Raw genomic sequence first — 627 nt, 5'->3', positions numbered from 1 at the left:
GGAAGGAGCCGTCGAAGGTGGGATCGGTGATTAGGACTAAGTCGTAACAAGGTAGCCGTACCGGAAGGTGCGGCTGGATCACCTCCTTTCTAAGGAGCATCTGGCACCTCTTGGGGTGTCCAGGCGCCGGATCGAGACGAATGTTCTCGCCGGTAGCTCATGGGTGGAACATTGACAGTGCAGTCGGGAGCGCAGCTGCCGACCTCAGTACGCCAGGTCTTCGGGTCGGGTTGGAACGGGTTGGGGGTGAGCGGGTCGGCTGGTGCACGTTGTTGGGTCCTGAGGGACCAGGCTTCCCAGTCTTCGGGCTGGGGGTTGAGCCGCACGGAGTGATCCGTATGGTTCTTCGGTGGGCCGCATGATGCTGGGAGCGTTGCTCCTGGGGGAGTGTGGTGCCGATCGTATGTTGAGAACTACACAGTGGACGCGAGCATCTTAGATCGCTCGCAACGAGCCTATGGGTCTTCGGATTCCGGGGTTGTTGTTGAGTCGATCGCAATTTTAATCTTTGTGGTCAAGTTTCTAAGAGCAAACGGTGGATGCCTTGGCATCTGGAGCCGAAGAAGGACGTAGAAATCTGCGATAAGCCTCGGGGAGCTGATAATCGAGCTGTGAGCCGAGGATTTC

The 627-nt window shown here is 57.7% G+C and carries 2 rRNA genes; both read left to right on the top strand.

What is annotated here, in order from left to right:
• Positions 1–89: ribosomal RNA gene (locus HP507_RS06410) — 16S ribosomal RNA — on the top strand; the annotation flags it as partial.
• A 423-nt stretch (positions 90–512) separates the two neighbouring features.
• Positions 513–627, top strand: a 23S ribosomal RNA gene (locus HP507_RS06405); the annotation flags it as partial.

The sequence above is a fragment of the Curtobacterium pusillum genome (assembly GCF_013359865.1).
GTDB classification, from domain to species: Bacteria; Actinomycetota; Actinomycetes; order Actinomycetales; family Microbacteriaceae; genus Curtobacterium; species Curtobacterium pusillum.
This window is presented reverse-complemented; position numbering and strand designations above follow the sequence as displayed.